The organism is Rhizorhabdus sp. GW822-FHT03C02, assembly GCF_058801765.1.
In genome coordinates this window covers 746325-761004 of the sequence record NZ_JBXANN010000001.1, presented here as the reverse complement: position 1 = coordinate 761004, position 14680 = coordinate 746325, and the positions used below count along the sequence as shown (strand labels likewise).

General features: G+C 68.0%; 13 protein-coding genes. 4 read left to right on the top strand and 9 right to left on the bottom strand.

Translation table 11 applies throughout. The features are described from left to right. Positions 1 to 7: 7 nt before the first annotated feature. Positions 8 to 964, top strand: a complete 957-nt coding sequence (locus AC1RM6_RS03405) for an NAD-dependent epimerase/dehydratase family protein (RefSeq protein WP_493098188.1) — start codon at positions 8 to 10, stop codon at positions 962 to 964. A 28-nt stretch (positions 965 to 992) separates the two neighbouring features. Here the strand turns inward: AC1RM6_RS03405 and lpdA are convergent, their stop codons facing one another. From lpdA to AC1RM6_RS03390, 3 genes are all read right to left on the bottom strand, one after another. After that, positions 993 to 2387 carry a dihydrolipoyl dehydrogenase gene (gene lpdA, locus AC1RM6_RS03400; protein ID WP_493098187.1) on the bottom strand — a complete coding sequence of 465 codons (1395 nt, stop codon included), beginning with the start codon at positions 2385 to 2387 and terminating at the stop codon, positions 993 to 995. A gap of 30 nt (positions 2388 to 2417) precedes the next feature. Continuing rightward, entirely contained in the window at positions 2418 to 2822 is a 405-nt protein-coding gene (locus AC1RM6_RS03395) for an acyl-CoA thioesterase (protein WP_493098186.1), read from the bottom strand. Between the two features lie 251 nt (positions 2823 to 3073). Beyond that, entirely contained in the window at positions 3074 to 4408 is a 1335-nt protein-coding gene (locus AC1RM6_RS03390) for a pyruvate dehydrogenase complex dihydrolipoamide acetyltransferase (protein ID WP_493098185.1), read from the bottom strand. 139 nt (positions 4409 to 4547) lie between these two features. Between AC1RM6_RS03390 and AC1RM6_RS03385 the strand changes: the two genes are divergently transcribed. Together AC1RM6_RS03385 and AC1RM6_RS03380 are read left to right on the top strand one after the other, a co-directional pair. After that, positions 4548 to 5003: a universal stress protein gene (locus AC1RM6_RS03385; protein ID WP_493099518.1), complete on the top strand. Its 456-nt coding sequence runs from the start codon at positions 4548 to 4550 to the stop codon at positions 5001 to 5003. Positions 5004 to 5011: 8 nt separating this feature from the next. After that, positions 5012 to 6316, top strand: coding sequence for a M28 family peptidase (locus tag AC1RM6_RS03380; protein ID WP_493098184.1), 1305 nt, complete (start codon positions 5012 to 5014; stop codon positions 6314 to 6316). Positions 6317 to 6568: 252 nt separating this feature from the next. Here AC1RM6_RS03380 and AC1RM6_RS03375 read toward each other — a convergent pair whose 3' ends face one another. Beyond that, on the bottom strand, positions 6569 to 7057 hold the full coding sequence (locus AC1RM6_RS03375; protein ID WP_493098183.1) for a GAF domain-containing protein: 489 nt from the start codon (positions 7055 to 7057) through the stop codon (positions 6569 to 6571). A 120-nt stretch (positions 7058 to 7177) separates the two neighbouring features. Here AC1RM6_RS03375 and arfB point away from each other — a divergent pair, with 120 nt between their 5' ends. After that, positions 7178 to 7600, top strand: coding sequence for an alternative ribosome rescue aminoacyl-tRNA hydrolase ArfB (gene arfB, locus AC1RM6_RS03370; protein WP_493098182.1), 423 nt, complete (start codon positions 7178 to 7180; stop codon positions 7598 to 7600). On the opposite strand, the gene AC1RM6_RS03365 is transcribed toward arfB, so the two are convergent. From AC1RM6_RS03365 to AC1RM6_RS03345, 5 genes are all read right to left on the bottom strand, one after another. Then, complete coding sequence (locus tag AC1RM6_RS03365) at positions 7597 to 8304, bottom strand: RluA family pseudouridine synthase (RefSeq protein WP_493098181.1); 708 nt, start codon at positions 8302 to 8304, stop codon at positions 7597 to 7599. The two genes, arfB and AC1RM6_RS03365, sit on opposite strands and share 4 nt — an antisense overlap. A gap of 63 nt (positions 8305 to 8367) precedes the next feature. Beyond that, on the bottom strand, positions 8368 to 9363 hold the full coding sequence (locus AC1RM6_RS03360) for a DUF2891 domain-containing protein (RefSeq protein WP_493098180.1): 996 nt from the start codon (positions 9361 to 9363) through the stop codon (positions 8368 to 8370). Beyond that, the gene (locus tag AC1RM6_RS03355; protein WP_493098179.1) at positions 9360 to 10292 is read right to left on the bottom strand and encodes a DUF979 domain-containing protein; all 933 of its coding nucleotides are present in this window, start codon (positions 10290 to 10292) and stop codon (positions 9360 to 9362) included. The genes AC1RM6_RS03360 and AC1RM6_RS03355 overlap by 4 nt, the downstream gene beginning before the upstream one ends. Further along, positions 10289 to 10945: a DUF969 domain-containing protein gene (locus AC1RM6_RS03350; RefSeq protein WP_493098178.1), complete on the bottom strand. Its 657-nt coding sequence runs from the start codon at positions 10943 to 10945 to the stop codon at positions 10289 to 10291. The genes AC1RM6_RS03355 and AC1RM6_RS03350 overlap by 4 nt, the downstream gene beginning before the upstream one ends. After that, a complete protein-coding gene (locus AC1RM6_RS03345; RefSeq protein WP_493098177.1) occupies positions 10945 to 14667 on the bottom strand; it encodes a hydantoinase B/oxoprolinase family protein in 3723 nt (1240 codons plus the stop codon). Before AC1RM6_RS03345 ends, AC1RM6_RS03350 begins: the two co-directional genes overlap by 1 nt. Positions 14668 to 14680 lie beyond the last annotated feature (13 nt).

The following is a 14680-nucleotide window of genomic DNA, read 5'->3' as shown; positions in this document are numbered from 1 at the left end:
GATGCCCATGCGCATCTTGCTGACAGGATCGTCGGGCTGGCTCGGCCGCCATCTCGCCCCCATGCTGGCCGCGGCCGGCCATGACGCGATCGGGCTCGACACCGCCCCCGGCCCCTGCACCCGGTTTCTGGGCAGCGTCGCCGACCGCGCGTTGATCGACGCCATCTTCGCCCGGCACGGCATCGAGGCGGTGATCCACGGCGCCGCGCTCCACAAGCCTGATATCGTCCGTTACCCCGCGCAGGCGTTCGTCGACGTCAATATCACCGGCACGCTGAACCTGCTCGAGGCCGCCGCGGCCGCGCGCCATGATCGCTTCGTCTTCACCTCGACCACCTCGCTGATGATCAGCCAGGCGATCCGCGACGAGGCCGGCGACCGCGCGATCTGGCTGACCGAACGATCCGGCCCGCCGGTCCCGCGCAACATCTACGGCGTCACCAAGCTCGCCGCCGAGGGGCTGTGCCGCCTCTACAGCACCGACCATGGCCTGAACGCGGTCGTGCTGCGCACCGCGCGCTTCTTTCCCGAAGAGGACGACAGCGATCGCGGTCTGTCGGGCGAGAATATGAAGGCCAACGAATTCCTCCACCGCCGCCTGACCGTCGCGGACGCCGCCCGTGCCCATGTCATCGCGCTCGACCGGGCACCCGCGATCGGCCACGACATCTTCATCGTTTCGGCGCCGCCCCCGTTCGCGCCCGCCGATGCGCCGGCGCTCAAACAGGACGCGCCGACGGTGATCGCCCGGCATTTCCCGCGGGCCGCCGAAATCTATGCCAGCAAGGGCTGGTCGCTGCCGACGAGCCTCGGCCGGGTCTATGACGCCGGCCATATCGAAGCCCGGCTCGGCTTCCGCTGCGAGACCGACTTCGCCGCGATCCTCGACGCGCTCGACAAGGGCACCGCGCTGCCCTTCGCCCACGACGCCGACTATGTCTCGCCGCAGGTGACGGCCGGCTGATCTTCAGCCCGCCGTCACCTGCAGCCGATCAGATGTGGAGCGGCCGCCCATAAGCCGAAAGCACGGCTTCGTGCATCGTCTCGCTGATCGTCGGATGCGGGAAGACGGTGCCGATCAGTTCGGCCTCGGTGGTCTCGAGCGTCTTGCCGATCGTATAGCCCTGGATCAGCTCGGTGACCTCGGCACCGACCATATGCGCGCCGAGCAGTTCGCCGGTCGCCTCGTCGAACACCGTCTTCACGAAACCCTCGACCTCGCCCAGCGCGATCGCCTTGCCGTTGCCGATGAACGGGAAGCGGCCGACCTTGACCTTGTAGCCGGCTTCGATCGCCTTGGCCTCGGTCAGCCCGACGCTGGCGATCTGCGGGTGGCAATAGGTGCAGCCCGGGATGTTGCGGACGTCCATCGCGTGCGGATGGCCGCCGGCGATCGCCTCGACCGCGATCACCGCCTCGTGCATCGCCTTGTGCGCCAGCCAGGGCGCGCCGGCGACGTCGCCGATTGCCCAGATCCCCTCGACATTGGTCCGGCAATTGCCGTCGATCAGGATATGGCCGCGTTCGGTCTTCACCCCGACCGCCTCGAGCCCGATATTCTCGGTGTTCGGCACGATCCCGACCGCGACGATCACATGGCTGTAATCCTCGGTGGTGACCTTGCCGTCCTTGTCCTTGATCTCGGCCTTGATCCCGGTCGCGGTCGCGTCGATCTTCTGGACGCCGGTCAACGGGCGGATCGTCATCCCCTGCTTGGTCAGCGACTTGGTCATGAACGCGCTGACCTCGGCATCCTCGACCGGCAGGATCCGGTCGAGCATCTCGACGATCGTCACCTTGGAACCCATGTCGTTGTAGAAGCTCGCGAATTCGACGCCGATCGCGCCCGATCCGATCACCAGCAGATCGGTCGGCATCTCGGCCGGCACCATCGCATGGCGGTAGGTCCAGATCCGCTTGCCGTCGGCCTTGGCGAACGGCAGGTCGCGGGCGCGGGCGCCGGTGGCAACGATGACGTCCTTGGCGGTCAGCTCGGTGGTCTTGCCGTCCTTGGTCACCGACAGCTTGCCCTTGCCGGTCAGCGTGCCGTCACCGAAATAGACGGTGATCTTGTGCTTCTTCATGAGGCCGGTGACGCCCATGTTGAGCTGCTTGGCGACCCCGCGCGAACGCTGCACCACCTTGCCGAGGTCGAAACTCGGGGCCCCCGCCGACAGGCCGTAATCGGCGGCGTGCTGCATATAATGATAGATTTCGGACGAGCGCAGCAGCGCCTTGGTCGGGATGCAGCCCCAGTTGAGGCAGATCCCGCCCAGGCTCTCGCGCTCGATGATCGCGGTCTTGAGCCCCAGCTGCGACGCGCGGATCGCGGCGACATAGCCGCCCGGGCCCGAGCCGAGGATGATGAGATCGAAATTGTCGGCCATGCGGATATCCTGTCGCGGTAGAAGGGGATGTTAGGAAACGGACGCCGGCATCGGCGGCACCTTGCGCGGCTGGCGATCGTCGCCGAGCGCCACGAAGGTGAAATCGGCGCGGGTCACGCGGTAGCTGACATCGTCATGCCGGGTCCGCCGCCACGCCTCGACCGCGATCGTCATCGAGGTGCGGCCGACCGACTTGAGCGTCGCATAGACCGACACCTCATCGCCGACCACGACCGGGCGCAGGAAGGTCATCCCGTCGACCGCGATCGTCACCGCACGCCCCTTCGAATGGCGCGCGGCGATCGATCCGGCCGCCGAGTCCATCAGGCTCATCAGCCAGCCGCCGAAGATGTCGCCATAGGGATTGGTATCCGCCGGCATCGCGATCACGCGCACCGCCGGCTGATCGACAGGCGGAAGTTCGTCGGTGGTCATGCTGCGACTCCTGACCCCTCTCCCTGCAGGGGAGAGGGAGGGGCCCAAGCCGCAGGCTTGGGAGGGTGAGGGCACGGTTGTATAACAGGTGCCGACATCATGGCTCGATCCGCTTCTTTAAAGATATTTCTATCGGAACGCGTCACCGATGTTCTCCGATGGATAGGCCGTGCCCTCACCCTCCCACCGCTGCGCGGCGGGCCCCTCCCTCTCCCCAAAAGGGAGAGGGATGAAGAGTGAAGGCGGCTGGCTCAAGCCAGCAGCCCCATCGGGTTCTCGACCAGTCGCTTGAACGCCGCCATCAGCTGCGCGCCGACCGCGCCGTCGATCGCGCGATGGTCGAAGCTGCCGGTCGCCGACATGATCGTCGCGACGCCCAGTTCGCCACCCACGATATAAGGCCGCTGCTCGCCCGAACCGACCGCCATGATCATCGCCTGGGGCGGGTTGATCACCGCGGTGAAGTGCTTGATCCCGAACATGCCCATGTTCGAGATCGAGGCGGTGCCGCCCATATATTCCTGCGGCTGCAGCTTTCCTTCCTTGGCGCGCTTGGCGAGGTCCTTGGCTTCGGTCGCGATCGCCGACATGCTCTTGGTGTCGGCGCTGGTGACGATCGGGGTGATCAGCCCGCCCGGGATCGCGACCGCGACCGAGATGTCGGCGCGCTTGTACTTGATCAGCGTGTCGCCGGCGAACGAGACGTTGCAGTCGGGCACTTCCATCAGCGCTACCGCGAGCGCCTTGATCAGCAGGTCGTTGACCGACAGCTTCACGCCGCGGCTCTCGAGCGACTTGTTGAGTTCGCCACGCAGCTTGAGCAGCGCGTCGAGCTGGATATCGACCGTCAGATAGATGTGCGGGCTCTGCTGCATCGACTCGGTCAGGCGGCGCGCGATCACCTTGCGCATGCTCGACAGCTTGACCGTCTCCGACGGAATCTCGGTAGGACCGGCGGGGGCCGCCGGCGCTGGCTTGGCCGCAGCCGCAGCGGGCTTGGCGGGCGCAGGCGCGGCTGCCGGAGCAGCGGTAGGGGCGGCCGCAGCCGGCGCGGCTGCAGGCGCGGCGCCCTTTGCGGCGCCTTCGAGGTCGGCCTTCACGATCCGGCCGTTCGGACCGGAACCGCTGACGCTCGCCAGATCGACGCCGTCGGCGGCGGCGAGACGGCGCGCGAGCGGGCTCGCCTTGACCCGGTCGCCGGTCTCGGCCGCAGGGGCCGGAGTCGGCGCCGGCTTGGCGACCTCGGCCTCCTTCTTGGGCTCGGCCGCCGGTGCCTCGACCTTCGCGGTCTCGACCTTGGGTGCGTCGGCCTTGGCGGGGGCGGGCTTGGCGGCGGGCGCTTCGTCCTCGCCTTCGATCAGCGCGATCACCGCACCGACCTTCACTCCACCGGTGCCTTCGGGCACGACGATCTTGGCGACCTTGCCCTCGTCGACGGCTTCGAATTCCATCGTGGCCTTGTCGGTTTCGATCTCGGCGAGCAGGTCGCCCGACTTGACCATATCGCCTTCCTTCACCAGCCATTTGGCCAGCGTGCCCTCCTCCATCGTCGGGGAGAGAGCAGGCATTTTCAGTTCGATCGGCATCGAGGCGGCCCCTTCGGCAAGGCGTCTGTCTTAAGGAGCGCCTGTCTTTCCCGCTCGCCACCCGGAGGTCAAGGGCTTAGGCTTGCACAAAGGCCGTAGCTGGCGCACCCTCACCGGAAACGGGGGAAGATGGATGACGGTGCGTACCTATTTGGTTGTAGTCGACGACAGCGACGAGGCGAGAATCGCCCTGCGCTTCGCCGCGCGCCGCGCCGCCAAGACCGGCGGCGCGGTCGAGATCCTCGCGCTCGTCCCGCCCCCCGAATTCGTCCAGTGGGGCGCCGTCCAGCAGGCTATGGAGGAGGAAGCCCGGCTGCGCGCCGAGGCGATGGTCGCGCAGGCCGCCGGTGAACTGATCGACGAAACCGGCATGCGCCCGTCGATCACGGTCAAACAGGGCGACGGAGTCGCGATCGTCAAGGCACTGCTCGCCGAGCGCCCCAATGTCGCGGCGCTGGTGCTCGGCGCCGCCGCCGGCGGATCGCCGGGCAAGCTCGTCACCCATTTCGCCGGTGCCGAGGCCGGCCAGCTTCCCTGCCCCTTGATGATCATCCCCGGATCGTTGAGTGACGAAGCGCTCGATCGCCTGAGTTGAGGAACATCATGATCCGTCTCGCCGCCCCGCTCGCCCTGCTGCTTGCTTCGACCAGCCTGTCCGCCGCCCCGCCGGCCGGCGCCAGCCCCGACGAACTCCACGCGACGATCGCGAAGCTGGTGAGCTTCGGTACCCGCCACACCTTGTCGTCGCCGACCGATCCCAAACGCGGCATCGGCGCCGCCCGCGCCTGGGCCGCCGATCGGTTCGCGGCGATCGGCAAGGATTGCGGCGGCTGCCTGACCGTCGAGAAGGTCGCCGAGCGCTTCACCGGCGCCCGCGCCCCCGACGGGGTCGAGATCGTCAATATGCTCGGCGTGCTCAAGGGCACCGGCGATCCCAACCGGGTGGTGATCCTGTCGGCGCATATCGACAGCCGCGTCACCGACGTGATGAACGCCACCGCCGACGCACCGGGCGCGAACGACGACGGCTCGGGGGTCGCGCTGGTGATCGAGGCCGCGCGGCTCCTGAGCAAACAGAAGCACGACGCCACGATCATATTCGCAGTCCTCTCGGGCGAGGAGCAGGGGCTGTTCGGCGGGCAGTTGCTCGCCCGGACCGCCAAGGCGCGCGGCTGGCAGGTGACCGCCCAGCTCAACAACGACATCGTCGGCAACAGCCATGGCATCGGCGGCGAGCATATCGACAATCGGGTACGCGTGTTCAGCGAGGGCATCCGCTCGTCGGAAGGCCCCGACGAGAGCAAGAATCGCCGCGGCATCGGCGGCGAGGATGACGGCCCGTCGCGCGCGCTCGCCAAATATGTGGACCGGATCGGCGCCAGTGCGAAGGCGGGACTCGAGGTGCTCGCGATCCGCCGCCCCGACCGCTTCCAGCGCGGCGGCGACCATAGCCCGTTGCTCGACGCGGGCTATCCCGCGGTCCGCATCTCGGAGGCGACCGAGAATTACGACCGCCAGCATCAGGATCTGCGCACCGAGAATGGCCGCGCCTATGGCGACACGATCGATGGGGTCGACTTCCCCTATCTCGCCAAGGTCACCAACCTCAACGTCGCCGCCGCCCGCGCGCTCGCCGATGCGCCGGCCGCCCCCGCGACCGCGACGATCAAGGGCGCGCTCAGCGACGACACCACCGTCAGATGGTCGGCGGTTCCCGGCGCCACCGGCTATCGCATCTACTGGCGCCGCGCCGACGGCATCGACTGGACCGACCATCGCGACGTCCAGGGCGGCGAACTGGTGCTCAAGAACATCAACATCGACGACAATTTCTTCGGCGTCGCCGCGCTCGGCGCGAACGGCGGCGAGAGCCTGATCACCTTCGCGGCCGGCGAACCGCGGAAGTAGCGCCTACCTTTCTGTCTTTCCACAACCGTCATGCCGGCGCAGGCTCATAAGCGTTACGTTAGTTCGTCATCCCGGCGGAGGCCGGGATCTCGGTCGTATGCCACCACACCCGCCTCATGCTCCGTCCCTGACGCCTGAGATTCCGGCCTCCGCCGGAATGACGAGCTTGGGGTCGAGCCGCGAGGCATGACGCCTATCAGCGCAGACTGGCATGACGGTTATGGGAGGGCGCGCGCGTCCGCGCCCGTCCGCTCATCCCGATATTCTCGGCCCCAGCACCGCCATCAGCGCACTACACCCCTGCACGTCGACCGCATCGAACCGCCCTACCACCGGGCTGTCGAGGTCGAGCACCCCGATCAGCCGGCCCTGCTGCTCGATCGGCACCACCAGTTCGGAGGCCGAGGCGGCATCGCAGGCGATATGGCCGGGAAAGGCGTGGACGTCCTCGATGCACTGGACCTCGCGGGTTGCCGCGGCGGTGCCGCACACCCCCTTGCCGAAATCGATCCGGATGCACGCCGCCTTGCCCTGGAACGGTCCGAGCACAAGCTGGTCGCCGACGACCCGGTAGAAGCCCGCCCAGTTGAGGTCGGGCAGAAAATCCCAGATCAACGCCGCGGCATTGGCCATGTTGGCGATCGGATCGGTCTCGTCGGCGGTGATCGCGCCGATCGCCGACAGCAGATCCTTGTAGAGCTCTTCCTTGGCCGCATCGGCCTTCACCGCGAAATCATACATGGCCGGTCCTTCGATATTCGATCGCCCGATCTGGCCCTGCCCGCCCGCGGCTTCAACCCGCTTCGTGCATCGTCGATCGAAACTGCTGCTTTCGTCCATCGCACAGGCTAATAGCCCGACATGGTCGCCATCCCCGTCACCCGTTCCATCTCGATCGACGACAGCGAGATCGAGGAAAGCTTCACCCGCGCCGGCGGTCCGGGCGGGCAGCATGTCAACACCACCGACAGCGCGGTGCTGCTGCGCTTCGACGTCGGCAATTCGCCCAGCCTGCCCGACGCGGTCAAGAACCGGCTGGCGGTGCTCGCGGGATCGCGGCTGACCCGCGACGGCATCCTCGTGCTGCGCAGCGAAGGCGCCCGCTCGCAGCTGCTCAACCGGCAGGAGGTCCGCGAACGGCTGATCGACCTGATCCGCGAGGCGACGATCGTCCCGAAGAAACGCCGCCCGACCAAACCGAGCAAAGCCGCCAAGGCCCGCCGGATGGACGGCAAGGCCAAGCGCTCGAACGTCAAGAGCCTGCGCGGCAAGGTCTCCGATTAAATGGCCTCGTCCGACGGCAGCGGGTCGATATAGGCCCTGCCCTTCGGCGGTACATAGGGATCGACGAAGCCCAGCGCGATGAAACGCGCGGGCAGCGGTGCCTTGGCCTCGATCGGCGGCTTGCCGTCGCGCGGCAGGCTCAGCGACGCGGCATGGAGCAACGCCCCCTGCCCGCCGCTGCCATAGACCGTATCCCCATATATCGGCACCCCGATCCCGCTGGCGGCATGGACCCTGATCTGGTGGGTGCGGCCGGTCTTCGGCTTGAACTCGACCAGCGCCCGGCCATTTTCCTCGGCGATCACCCGCCAGGCGGTCTGCGCAGGCTTGCCCTTGGGATCGCCGACCATCCGCCAGCCGCGCGCCTTGCTCGATACCTTGGCGAGCGCCAGATCGACGACACCCTCCTTGGCCTCGGGAATACCCGCCAGCACCGCATAATAGAGTTTCTCGACGGTCCCGGCCTCGAACGCCTGGCCGAAACGGGCATGCGCCTTCGGGTTGCGCGACAGCAGCAGACAGCCCGAGGTGTCGCGGTCGAGCCGGTGGACCGGGTGCGGCCAGCGCTTGAAGCCGTAGGTCAGCGACTGGAGATGGTTCTCCACGCTGACGCTGCCGTCACGCGGCGGATCGACCGGCAGTCCCGCCGGCTTGTCGACGACGATCGCTTCGCCGTCGATGAAGAGGATATGGTCACTGAGCATCGTCCGCCTATGCGCTGCCGACAGTCGAACTGCAACGATAGTGAAATCTGTAGGCCATCGCGATCAGGCTTCGAGCGCGAGCAGCGCGAAGCTCGCCAGCCAATGTTCGCCCATATAGGTGTCGCCGAGATGCGGCATCGCGGCGTGGAGATGCTCGTCGGCAGTGGCGTGCATCAGCGCCGCCAGCGGATGCTCGCCGCCCAGCCTTTTGGCGATCCCCCGCCAGCACCAGGCGCGGCTGAGGTTGAGCCCGTCGAGATGCGCGATCTTGCCGTCGTCGCGGTCGGACACGAAGGCGGGGGTGAACAGCGTCGCGGGCCGCCGTTCGGCGACATGCGGCAGAAAACCCGCGAACCAGTCGCGAAACGCGGGTCGCGGCAACACCCGGCTCATCAGCAGCGCCTCGGTCAGCGCCGACGACAGGAATTCGTCGCCGCCGGGCTCCCAGGCCTGGCAACCACGGTCCTCGCCAAACCAGTGGCCGGCACGCTCGGCGATCGACGCAGCCAGCGGCTCGTCATGGAAGACCGCCCAGTCATGCGCGAGCACCAGCGCGAAGCTGCTGTTATAATGGGCGCCGACCCGGATCGGGTAGGTCAGCCGCGGCAGATAAGCGCGAAAGCTGTTGGCGAACAGCCGCGCCATCGGTTCGATCCGCGCCGCCCAGGGCTGCCCGTCGTGCAGCGTCAGCTCGTGATGCAGCGCCATCAGCCAGGCCCAGCCATAAGGCCGCTCGAACGAAGCCGATGCCGGCCGTTCGAGATAGGCGAGTTCGCCGGCGGCCTTCTCCTCGGTCAGCATCGCATCGGCGAGTTCGCGGATCCGCGCCGCCGCGGGCAGCGTCGGATAGAGCCGCGCCAGCCGCAGCACCTGCCACCAGCCATGGACGCAGCTATGCCAGTCGAAACTCCCGTAAAAGATCGGGTGGAGCTGCGACGGCGATTGCACGTCCCCAGCCCCGGTCATCACATGGTCCAACTTATTGGGATATTCGCGGGTGAGATGGCCCGCGGTCATCGTCATGAAGCGTGCGGCGATATCGGGATCGAGACGGGTCATCGGAAAGCCAGCCAATAAAGGAGTGCGATGTTGACGGCCAGCAGCGGCAGAGCCGTCGGGATCTGCGCACGGATCACGCCGTAACGGTCCTTGAGGTCGAGCAGCGCCGCCGGGACGATGTTGAAGTTGGCCGCCATCGGCGTCATCAGCGTCCCGCAGAAGCCGGCCAGCATGCCGATCGCCGCGACGATTGCCGGATCGCCATGGAAATGCCGGACGAGCAGCGGGATGCCGATCGCCGCCGCCATCACCGGGAAGGCCGCGAAGGCATTGCCCATCACCATCGTGAACAGCGCCATGCCCAGCCCATAGGCGATCACCGCGCCGATCAGGCTGTCCTGCGGGATCGCCTGCCCGGCAAGCCCGCCGACGACGTCGCCGACCCCGGCGAGCGCGAACACCGCGCCCAGGCTCGCCAGCATCTGCGGCAGCACCGCCGCCCAGCCGACGCTGTCCATCAGCCGCCCGCCCTCGGCGAACGGCGCCGCGACGCCCGGCCGCAGCCAGGCATAGCAGGCCGCCAGCGCGATCAGCACGCCGAGCGCCAGCGAGACCAGGGTCACCTGCTTGGGTTCGACGATGCCGGGAAATTGCTTGAAGGCGAGCGTGCCGATCAGCGCCACCACCGGCACGATCAACGCCGGCAGGAACAGCCGGTTGCCGCGGCGATCGCTCTCGACCTGGCGCGCGGCTGCATCGCTATCGCCCGCGCCCCGCCCCCGTCGCATTCGCCCCGATCCGGCGATCGACACCAAAGCGAGCACCAGCACGCCATTGCCGAGATTACCCAGAAGGTCGCCGGCGAAGAAGCTGAGCGCGATCAGGCCCCAGAAGGCGGCATTGGCGTAACGCCGGTCGCGTGCCGCCAACACCGCGAACGCGGCGAACATCGCGCCGGCGACCGCGTAGATGAAACCGAGACCGATCATCGCCGCTTCAACCGGCGATCGAACAACAGCAACCGGGCGCCGTGGATCAGGAAGGCGGCGATCGCGGTCGGGATCGCCCACATCGACAGATGGAAGGGCTCGATCTCGATGCCATAGCCTTCGAGCACTCCCTTCATCAGCAGGATCGATCCGATCGCGATGAAGATATCCTCGCCGAAGAACAGCCCGATATTGTCGGTCGCCGCCGCCATCGCCTTGGCGCTCTCATCCTCGGGATCGGGCGCACCGCGCTGCACATCGGCGGCGGCATCGGCCATCGGCGCGACCAGCGGCCGCACCGTCTGCGCCGGTCCCGCGATCGAGGTCAGCCCCAGCGCCGAGGTCAGTTGCCGGAACAGCAGATAGGCGATCAGCAACCGCCCCGCCGTCGCCCCGCGCATCCCCGCGATCAGGCTGCGCGCGCGTTCCTGCAGGCCGTGCCGTTCGAGCAGGCCGATCACCGGCAGCACGATGTAGATGATCGTCACATAGCGGTTGTCGTTATACGCCTTGCCGAACGCCGAAAGGATCGCGACCGGATCGAGCCCGGCCGCGAGCCCGGTGACGATCGCCGAGACGATCACCACCACCAGCGGATTGAAGCGCAGCAGAAAACCCGCGACGATCACCACGATGCCGGCGAGGACCAGCATCAGCGGTACTCTGCGTCATCCCGGCGGAGGCCGGGATCTCGGTCGTATGCCACCACACCCGCCTCATGCTCCGTCCCTGACGCCTGAGATCCCGGGCAATGCCTGTCTTCGGACGGGGCGCAGCCCCGATCCGGGGGCCGGGATGACGGCGCCTCCTCCACCCCATAACCACCGCCACCCGGCGTCTCGATCACGAACACATCCCCCGCCGCCATCTCGACCGCGGCGGTCGCGGGCAAGACCTCGACCGTTCCGTCCACCCGCTCGAGCCGGTTGACGCCCGGCGCGCCGTCGGCGCCGCCCGCCAGCCCGAACGGCGGCACCACCCGGCGGTTCGACAATATCCCCGCATGCATCGGCTCGCGGAAGCGGATGCGCCGGGTCGCGCCGTCGCCGCCGCGATGCGCGCCGGCACCGCCCGACCCGCGCCGGATCGCGAATTGCTCGACCAGCACCGGGAAGCGGGTTTCGAGGATCTCGGGATCGGTCAGCCGGCTGTTGGTCATATGGGTCTGGATCACCGCGGTGCCGTCGAAACCCGGTCCCGCCCCCGATCCACCGGCGATCGTCTCATAATATTGGTGGCGGTCGTTGCCGAAGGTGAAGTTGTTCATCGTCCCCTGCGCCCCCGCCATCGCCCCGAGCGCGCCGAACAGCGCATCGGTGATCACCTGGCTGGTCTCGACATTGCCCGCGACCACCGCCGCGGGAAAGCGCGGATGCAGCATCGATCCTTCGGGGACGACGATCTCGATCGGGCGCAGGAAGCCGTCGTTGAGCGGCACCTGCTCGTCGATCAGCGCGCGCAGCACATAGAGTATCGCCGCGCGCACCACCGACAGCGGCGCGTTGAAATTGCCGGGATGCTGCGCGCTGGTGCCCGCGAAATCGATCCGGGCGGTGCAGGCCTGCGTGTCGACCGACACCGCCACCCGGATCGTCGCGCCATCGTCCATCGCATAAGCGAAATCGCCGCCGTGCAGCGTCCCGATCAGCCGGCGCACCGCGACTTCGGCATGGTCCTGGACATGGCCCATATAGGCGTCGACGACGCCGCGGCCATAGTCGCCGGCGATCCGCCGCAGTTCGGCGGCGCCGCGCGCGCAGGCGGCAATCTGCGCGGTGAGGTCGGCAATATTCTGGTCGGGATTGCGCGACGGCCAGCGCCCCGAACCGAGCAGCGCGCGGGTTTCGATCTCGCGGAAATGGCCGGCATCGACCAGCAGCAGATTGTCGAGGATCACCCCTTCCTGCTCGACGCTGACACTGTCGGGCGGCATCGATCCGGGGCTGATCCCGCCGATATCGGCATGATGGCCGCGCGCGGCGACGAACCAGGCTGGCGCCGCATCGCCGTCGTCTGCGAACACCGGCATGATCACGGTGACGTCGGGCAGATGGGTGCCACCGTCATAGGGCGCGTTGAGCGCATAGACGTCGCCGGGCTTCATCCCGCGCCCGTCGGTGGCGATGGAACGGCGCGCGATGACGGTGCGGATGCTCTCGCCCATCGATCCGAGATGGACCGGGATATGCGGGGCATTGGCGATGAGGTTCCCCGCGCCGTCGAACAGCGCGCATGAGAAATCGAGCCGCTCGCGGATATTGACCGACGAGGCACTGTGCCGCAGCGCCGCCCCCATCTCTTCGGCGATCGCCATGAACAGCCCGGCGAAGATCTCGAGCCGCACCGGATCGACGACGCCGGCTTCGGCGACGGCCCGTGCGCGCGGCAGCGTGCGGTCGAGGATCAGATTGCCGACCCGATCGACCGCGGCCCGCCAGCCCGGCTCGACGACGGTGGTCGAGACCGGATCGGTGATCAGCGCCGGCCCCTCGACCTGCCAGCCCTCGCCGATCGTCGCGCGGTCGAAGATCGGCGTCGCGCGTGGCGCACCGGCCATGAAGGTCTCGACGGTTGCGACCGGCATGCCCTCGCCGCTGCCCCGCGCCACGACGATATGCTGCGCAGCATCGCCGGCGATCGCCTCGACCCGGATCATCTCGGCGACCAGCCCGGCCTCGCCGATGAAGCCGAACCGCAATTGGTGCGCCGTCTCGAACGCCGCGCGCATCGTCGGCAGGTCGGCCGCTGCGACCTCGACGAGGCTGTCGGTGCCGGCATAGCGCAGATGGACCTGCGCCTCGCACCGCACATGCGCATCGCCGATATGCTGCGACCGCAGCGCCGTCTCGGCCTCGCCCGAGAGCGCAGCAAGCGCTTGCTCCAGCGCCGGCATCGCCTGATCGGAGAGATTCAGCCCCAATGTCCGCTCGCGCAGCACCCGGCGATCGGCGAGCCCCATGCCATAGGCCGACAGCACCCCCGCCAGCGGATGGATCATCACCCGCTCCATGCCCAGTTCATCGGCGACCAGACAGGCATGCTGGCCGCCGGCGCCGCCGAAGCAGGCCAAAGTGAAGCGGGCAACATCGTGGCCGCGTGCCACCGAAATCGCCTTGATCGCATTGGCCATGCTGGCGACCGCGACCGCGATCATCCCCTCGGCCGCCTTGCGCGCCCCGAGCCCGCCGCCCAGCTCGGCGAAGCGCGCCTCGACCGCGGCGACATCGATCGGCTGGTCGCCGCCGGGGCCGAACAGGTGCGGAAAATAGTCGGGCCGGACCTTGCCGAGCATGACGTTGCAGTCGGTGACCGTCAGTGGCCCGCCGCGCCGGTAGCAGGCCGGCCCCGGCACCGCGCCCGCCGATTGCGGCCCGACCACGAAGCGGCCGTCATCGAACCGGCAGATCGATCCGCCGCCGGCGGCAACGGTGTGGATCCGCATCATCGGCGCGCGGATGCGCGCGCCGGCGACGATCGTCTCATTGTCGCGCTCGAACCGCCCGGCATAGAGCGAGACGTCGGTCGAGGTGCCGCCCATGTCGAAGCCGATTACTGCGTCGAACCCGGCCTCCTCGGCGGTGCGGGCCATGCCGACAATGCCTCCGGCCGGCCCCGACAGGATCGCATCCTTGCCCGCGAACAGCCGCCCGTCGATCAGCCCGCCGTTCGACTGCATGAACAAGGGGGCCTGCCCGTCGCCGAGCGCGCGACGCAACCCGTCGACATAGCGGCCGAGCACCGGCGACAGATAGGCATCGACCACACTGGTATCGCCGCGCCCGACCAGCTTGATCAGCGCCCCGACCCGGTGGCTGACCGAAATCTGGGTGAAACCGATTTCGGCGGCGAGTTCGGCGAGCGCCTCTTCATGCGCAACGTGGCGATAGCCGTGCATCAGCACGATCGCGATCGCACGCAACCCGGCGTCGAAGGCTGCGGCCAATCCGGCGCGCGCTGCGGCGAGATCGATCGGCTGCAGCACCTCGCCATCGGCGGTCACCCGCTCGTCGATCTCGACCACCCGGGCATGGACCGGCGGCCGCCGCCGGATCGCGGTCGCGAAGATATCGGGCCGGTCCTGATAGCCGATCGTCAGCGCATCGCCGAAGCCGCGGGTGATCGCCAGCAGCACCGGTTCGCCCTTGCGCTCGAGCAGCGCGTTTGTCGCGATCGTCGTGCCGATGCGGATATCGGCCGGCGGCAGTTCGCCGTCGCCGACCCCGGTCAGCCCGCGGATCGCCGCGACCGCCGCGTCGTCATAATGTTCGGGATTCTCGGAGAGAAGCTTGGCGCTGTGGAGTTTCCCCAACGGATCCACCGCGACCACGTCGGTGAAGGTGCCGCCGCGATCGATCCAGAATTGCCACTCAGTCATCGTCCCGACGTAT

Excerpts from the sequence above, each read along its gene's own strand:
- lpdA (WP_493098187.1), bottom strand. The coding sequence starts at position 2,387 with ATGGCCGACAATTTCGATCTCATCATCCTCGGCTCGGGCCCGGGCGGC.
- AC1RM6_RS03375 (WP_493098183.1), bottom strand. The coding sequence starts at position 7,057 with ATGTATGATTTCGCGGTGAAGGCCGATGCGGCCAAGGAAGAGCTCTAC.
- AC1RM6_RS03365 (WP_493098181.1), bottom strand. The coding sequence starts at position 8,304 with ATGCTCAGTGACCATATCCTCTTCATCGACGGCGAAGCGATCGTCGTC.
- AC1RM6_RS03360 (WP_493098180.1), bottom strand. The coding sequence starts at position 9,363 with ATGACCCGTCTCGATCCCGATATCGCCGCACGCTTCATGACGATGACC.
- AC1RM6_RS03355 (WP_493098179.1), bottom strand. The coding sequence starts at position 10,292 with ATGATCGGTCTCGGTTTCATCTACGCGGTCGCCGGCGCGATGTTCGCC.
- arfB (WP_493098182.1), top strand. The coding sequence starts at position 7,178 with ATGGTCGCCATCCCCGTCACCCGTTCCATCTCGATCGACGACAGCGAG.
- AC1RM6_RS03395 (WP_493098186.1), bottom strand. The coding sequence starts at position 2,822 with ATGACCACCGACGAACTTCCGCCTGTCGATCAGCCGGCGGTGCGCGTG.
- AC1RM6_RS03390 (WP_493098185.1), bottom strand. The coding sequence starts at position 4,408 with ATGCCGATCGAACTGAAAATGCCTGCTCTCTCCCCGACGATGGAGGAG.
- AC1RM6_RS03405 (WP_493098188.1), top strand. The coding sequence starts at position 8 with ATGCGCATCTTGCTGACAGGATCGTCGGGCTGGCTCGGCCGCCATCTC.
- AC1RM6_RS03350 (WP_493098178.1), bottom strand. The coding sequence starts at position 10,945 with ATGCTGGTCCTCGCCGGCATCGTGGTGATCGTCGCGGGTTTTCTGCTG.
- AC1RM6_RS03380 (WP_493098184.1), top strand. The coding sequence starts at position 5,012 with ATGATCCGTCTCGCCGCCCCGCTCGCCCTGCTGCTTGCTTCGACCAGC.
- AC1RM6_RS03345 (WP_493098177.1), bottom strand. The coding sequence starts at position 14,667 with ATGACTGAGTGGCAATTCTGGATCGATCGCGGCGGCACCTTCACCGAC.